General features: G+C 51.5%; 5 protein-coding genes. 2 read left to right on the forward strand and 3 right to left on the reverse strand.

Translation table 11 applies throughout. The features are described 5' to 3' along the window. Positions 1 to 420, forward strand: a 420-nt coding sequence (locus OSO_RS0137535) for an SOS response-associated peptidase (RefSeq protein ID WP_010587891.1), incomplete at its 5' end; no start/stop codon positions are given. Here the strand turns inward: OSO_RS0137535 and OSO_RS0137540 are convergent. The 3 genes from OSO_RS0137540 to OSO_RS0137560 form a co-directional block, all read right to left on the reverse strand. Next, positions 404 to 1210, reverse strand: coding sequence for a KilA-N domain-containing protein (locus tag OSO_RS0137540; RefSeq protein WP_010587892.1), 807 nt, complete (start codon positions 1208 to 1210; stop codon positions 404 to 406). The genes OSO_RS0137535 and OSO_RS0137540 overlap by 17 nt on opposite strands. A gap of 1759 nt (positions 1211 to 2969) precedes the next feature. Further along, positions 2970 to 3719, reverse strand: a complete 750-nt coding sequence (locus OSO_RS49145) for a DUF1559 family PulG-like putative transporter (RefSeq protein WP_029247873.1) — start codon at positions 3717 to 3719, stop codon at positions 2970 to 2972. A 164-nt stretch (positions 3720 to 3883) separates the two neighbouring features. Continuing rightward, positions 3884 to 4438, reverse strand: coding sequence for a hypothetical protein (locus OSO_RS0137560; protein WP_010587894.1), 555 nt, complete (start codon positions 4436 to 4438; stop codon positions 3884 to 3886). A 306-nt stretch (positions 4439 to 4744) separates the two neighbouring features. Between OSO_RS0137560 and OSO_RS0137565 the strand changes: the two genes are divergently transcribed. Beyond that, complete coding sequence (locus OSO_RS0137565) at positions 4745 to 5038, forward strand: IS3 family transposase (protein WP_010582138.1); 294 nt, start codon at positions 4745 to 4747, stop codon at positions 5036 to 5038. The last annotated feature ends 37 nt before the right edge of the window (positions 5039 to 5075 follow it).

A 5075-nucleotide genomic window follows, 5' to 3' on the forward strand; every position in this document is an offset into this window, starting at 1 on the left:
TCGGCTTTCAAATCCCGCCGCTGTCTCGTGATGGCCAGTGGGTTCTACGAGTGGCGGAAACTCGATGCTAAGAATAAACAGCCGTATTACATCAGCCTGACGAACGGCGCGCCAATGCCGATGGCGGGGTTGTGGGAGGTCTGGAAGTTGCCGGAAGGGGAAACCGTGGAGTCTTGCACAATCATCACCCACACGGCAAACGACATGATGGAGCCGCTTCATGACAGAATGCCGGTGATCCTCACTCATGCACTCGTCGACCCATGGCTAGACCCGGCGATCAATGATCCAGCAGCGATTCAGCCGATGCTCGAGCATTTCCCAGCTGACGAAATGCAGGCTTGGCCCGTCAGCAAGGATGTCGGAAATGTCCGTAATCAGGGCGAACGGCTGATCGAGGCGATTACTGTGGGAGCCTGACAAGTCGCTGCATCTGAGCACCATAAAGCAACGGGAAAGCCTTCGGAATGAACTCCAATGACTTCGGGTCTCTTTGTTTGAAATAGGGTATCATTTTTGTCGGAACCCAGACGTCCCAAAAGTGATTGAGAAAATCCTCTCGAAGTGATGAAGGATACAGTTTCGCATTCACCACTCTTCCATCTTTGAAAACGTGTTTGTACGTCTGAAACTTGTCTGGGTCAATGTTCTTCTCTTCTCGCAGCCACTTGCAAAACATCTTCCCCTCAGAGATGTCCGGCAGCATGGCTTCTGGGATGGTGTAACCCTTGAGTTCCAGCGGACCGATCAGGTGAAGCGTCATTTCGGTAAGCATTGAAAAGTAGCCACGAGGAATACTGGCGGCATTGATTGCATAGCGTTCAAGGTGATACGGAACGTGTGACGTGCGAAGTTTTCCAGTCATCCATTGATGGATGAAATGAGAAACGGCAACGGCAAATTTCGGTGAGCACCACTGTCCAAGATGGATCGCCACTTCAGGATGAACCCAAGTTCCTTGCTCGATTGGGTTTCCGGATTGTCTGATTATCACTAATTCCGTGGCGGGAATTCCCGCCACGGCTTCCATCTCCTGTAAGTACTCTTTTGTCGACGACAATCGGTGATAGTCTGTGAACTTCTTTCCGCACGCTTTGCACATTGCCGTAGCGTTTACGAATCCGTCATCTGATCTTTGATGAATTACACTGTTGTTGATCGTGTGTGGAATGAGCGCGAGTTGTAATTGCATCTCGGGTTTCTTGGCCATGGTGCTAGTCCTTGCACGGGAGGTCTCCGAACGCCGACCAAAAAGAAAAACTCCCGGTCGCATGAGCCCTGAGAAAGCGTCACACAAAAACCGGGAGTTAGTCGCTCTTTCGAGCGTGTTCTATCAGTTGTGTACCGCTTTCTCAGGGCGTGCGGCAATCGTATCGAGACGCTTCGATAACACAACAGTGTCTTATTTAAACAAGATCAATTGGCATTCGTTTGGTTGATGTAACAATCTGGCAGTCAACGACATAATTTATTGGTGAAAAAAGTGATAATCGCGTGAACTCCAACAATGCCATTGAGCAGTGAATACTCAATATGCATAGTCAACGGCCAGTTCTCGTACCCTGTGCCCCCGGTTCGACACAACGGATAACTGGTAGTCTGCGGTCAGGAGTGGCTGGATGCGGGGCCAAAATCCTCGCCGAGCCGGCACAGTGCGATTGCTCGAGCAACACGACATTGTAAATTGTCGCCATGCCAGAGGTGGGGGGGAGCTCAATTAAACCACGCCCCTGACAACTCTGCAGGATCTATAGACCCACAACTGAACAGGCGTATCGATACTTGACATAGATCAATAGATCTATCACCAGTTTAGTGGGAAATTCCAGGTCGACACGAAAACCGACCTCGAAAGTGAGTTTGAAGGGATAGGAAATCCTTAAAAATTCCACGGGGTGGAGGTAGTAAATGGGCGGGGTCGCGAGTGGGGAGCTGCCCCGCCGGGTCGGTGCCTAGGAGCGTGTCTTCCGTGCTTTTGCTGGGGCCGAAGTCATCGCATGACCGGCACAGATTTGACGATGGATTCTGCCTCGTCGCACTTGGACCTGTCGAGGACTCACTGGTCACGATGGCTGCGGAGCTGGGACGACGGTGATCGATGGGCCATCTGCAATTCTGCTCGTCGCAACGATTCTGACTCGACACGGATTCAAACTGAATGCGATGTCACGCAGATGGGTGATCTGCGAATGGGGTGGGCGACATCGTTCGCGAGATCCATAGAACCAGTCGTGAGGCGGACGACATCCGACGATGTCTCGAGGTGAGGCAGTCATTCTCTGCTGGTAGGTCGGTCGATACGAGGCGTGCTACGTTCGCCCACACTTGGCGGACTCTCGTCAGAGAGCACACCGAGCGGACACACCAAGCGTCCCACGTCGCACGACTCAGGCCAACTCGCCACGGCGGATCTGAGTCACTACCCCCGACAGTCGGTGACTGTCCTAATTATGCGCCCGGTGGTTCCTGGTCACAGTTCAGACAATCCGTCACGCTGTTCCACCTATGTTCCACCTCCACGGCACGATTTCACCCGGCGCATGAACGACTCGGACATGCCTGTTTCACTGTGGAATCAGATACGAATCGTAGCCTTCGGTAGTGCAGGGTAGTCCTCATGTCGGATTCAAAATCCAGTGTCCCTCAAAGACGTGTGGGTTCGAGTCCCACCTTCGGCACCTTGGAAACCCCTGTGAAAACAGGGGTTTTTTCTTTCCTACATTGGTGAGTCCGTTGAGCTTACAACCGGGGCGGTATTCCGTACCCCTTTTGTACGCCCCAAATTCACTTTCTTCATCGCCTGGCGCCTGTCATCCAGCGAGCTTTCTGTCGAGTCATGGCCGTAGCGGCATGTAAACTACGCAATCCACGACGCTGTCAACAAGCACGCCATCAGCAGCGTCACTACGCCGAGTTTCCTGAAAAACTCGCCCATGATTCAATTTCCTACGGAAGGAATGGGATCTCCATCACTTTGAATTCTTTCCCTTCTTAACTTTTTCAGTTGTCACTTTGCCGTGAATGTCTTCCCGGGTCGTGACGAATGCGTCCGGTTCCCAATCCCAACTGATTCGAAGTGCGTCTATTGGAACGGGAAACGACGAAGGACGCTGGATTTTCAGCGAATTGGCCTTGAACCCAGTCAGATCGTCACCGCTCATCTTCTTCAAAATGTCCGCAGACACTTCGTTCGCAACGAATTCGACTCTTCCATCGGTAAACAGAAAATGGCAACCATCTCGTGTGGACCGACCGTAAGTTGGTGGATTGTCATTGAGACTGCCGAGTTCTCGCCAGTTGTAGGGACAACCCCAAGGCAGAAAATCGCCTGCAAGTTCGCCCGCGAGAAAAACCCGCTCGGCATTCTCAATTGATTCGAGTTTCGTGAAACTATTCACGGCCATAATGCGCGAATTAGCCGAGTAATGTGCCAATGGAAATTCCCACTTGCTTCGTTGCGGCAACGGTTCACTTGGATTTTCATAGCACGGCAGTTCGTGCAAAAATGATCCTGCGTTTTTCGTGGTATCCCACGGTTCTTTTCCGTCGATGCTGCTCCATAATGGGTAATCATCGATAAACGGAAGGATTGTGGTCATCCAACCGTGATACGCTTGCCGTTCAAGGTTGAAGATTCCGCCCGCAGGAAAACAGTTGTAGGAGTCATGGTAATTGTGGAGAGCCAGCCCGATATGTTTCAGGTTATTTCTCGATTGCATTCTCCGAGCCGTTTCACGAAGGCGAAGAATCATCGGAAATACAACGCAGACGACCAAAAGGCACGCCAAAACGAGAATTCCAACATTGATCCTTTTACGCCACATCGATTTGCCTTCTACCTACCGGCGTCGTTTGCCATCCTTTGAAAAAACTCGCCCACAATTCACATTCCTTCGTCGACGATGGGTTCAGAGATTTTCATTCGGGTTGATTGCACAAAAAGGCGCAAGCAGCCAACAACGGCAATTGCGATATTCCAAGCGAAACAAATCGCAGAGCCAACAAGTAGTGGCGTGTACAGAATCCAATCCGATGGGTCAGCACCGTAACGACGGAAATTGGACTCCCAAAGTTTGGTAGCGGCGAACGCAACCAATAAGGGGATCGGAATTGTGATTACGCTCGCCACCAAAAGTCCCCAGCGTCGCAAGAGTGCAATCGAGACACCAACGCCAACGCCGAGAAACGCTGCAAGTGGTGTTGAGATCATACCGCACTGCTGCCCATACGACAAAAATGGCGCTTCGGGTGGTCTCAGTTTCGGCATCACGAACTGCTCAAAAAGCAATCCGTAAAAAACGTAGCAGGCGGCACCGATACCACCGCCAATGATCGCTGAGATCGTGATGTCGGATGCCAGCCGTTCAGAACTGAAGGATCTATGAACCGTCAACCATCGCATCAGCGTTGTCAGTCGTGTGGAAGTCGGTGACAACATTACGGTCCACGCTAATTCTGCAGTTTGGGAGGAGCTACGCCCCGACCTCAATTGTCTTGCGTGCCCAATTCGTTCGCCGATAGGATGTCAGAATGTCTCTGATGGGTCAAATATTGCTCTTCACCAGACGACTCAGGGATCTCCGTTCAGAGGATAGGTGGCGCGAATTCAATTTGCCTTCATTGCCGTCGCCGTTTTGGCTGCTGAAGTGGACCCCGTTTTTCGGACCACCGTCTTAGATAGAAAACGGAGTTTGGATCGAGGATTATTGAGGCATCGTGTCGAGCAATTGAGCGGGAGACAACCGTGCCTCGGAGCAGACGTAAATTCGACGGACCATTTAAGGCGAAAGTTGCCTTGGATGCGATTCGTGGATTGAAGACGACGAGCGAATTGGTATCGATTCATAAAGTTCATGCGACGCAGATTGCACTTTGGAAAAAGCAGCTGTTGGAAGGAGCGATTTCGATTTTCGAGAGTCCTTCAGCGAGCAAGGCCACCACCGACGAACCGAGTTCCGCAGAGCTCTATGAACAAATCGGTCGACTGAAGGTTGAGCTCGATTGGCTCAAAAAAAAAGTGGCCGAGCACGGTGGCTGAACGTCGGTCTTGGATTGATCCGAGCGATCGCTTCGTG

Origin of the sequence: Schlesneria paludicola DSM 18645, assembly GCF_000255655.1 — a bacterium.
GTDB classification, from domain to species: Bacteria; Planctomycetota; Planctomycetia; order Planctomycetales; family Planctomycetaceae; genus Schlesneria; species Schlesneria paludicola.

What these genes read in the sequence shown, in the direction of transcription:
- OSO_RS0137540 (WP_010587892.1), bottom strand. Translation starts at nt 1,210, where the DNA reads ATGGCCAAGAAACCCGAGATGCAATTACAACTCGCGCTCATTCCACAC.
- OSO_RS49145 (WP_029247873.1), bottom strand. Translation starts at nt 3,719, where the DNA reads ATGCAATCGAGAAATAACCTGAAACATATCGGGCTGGCTCTCCACAAT.
- OSO_RS0137560 (WP_010587894.1), bottom strand. Translation starts at nt 4,438, where the DNA reads ATGTTGTCACCGACTTCCACACGACTGACAACGCTGATGCGATGGTTG.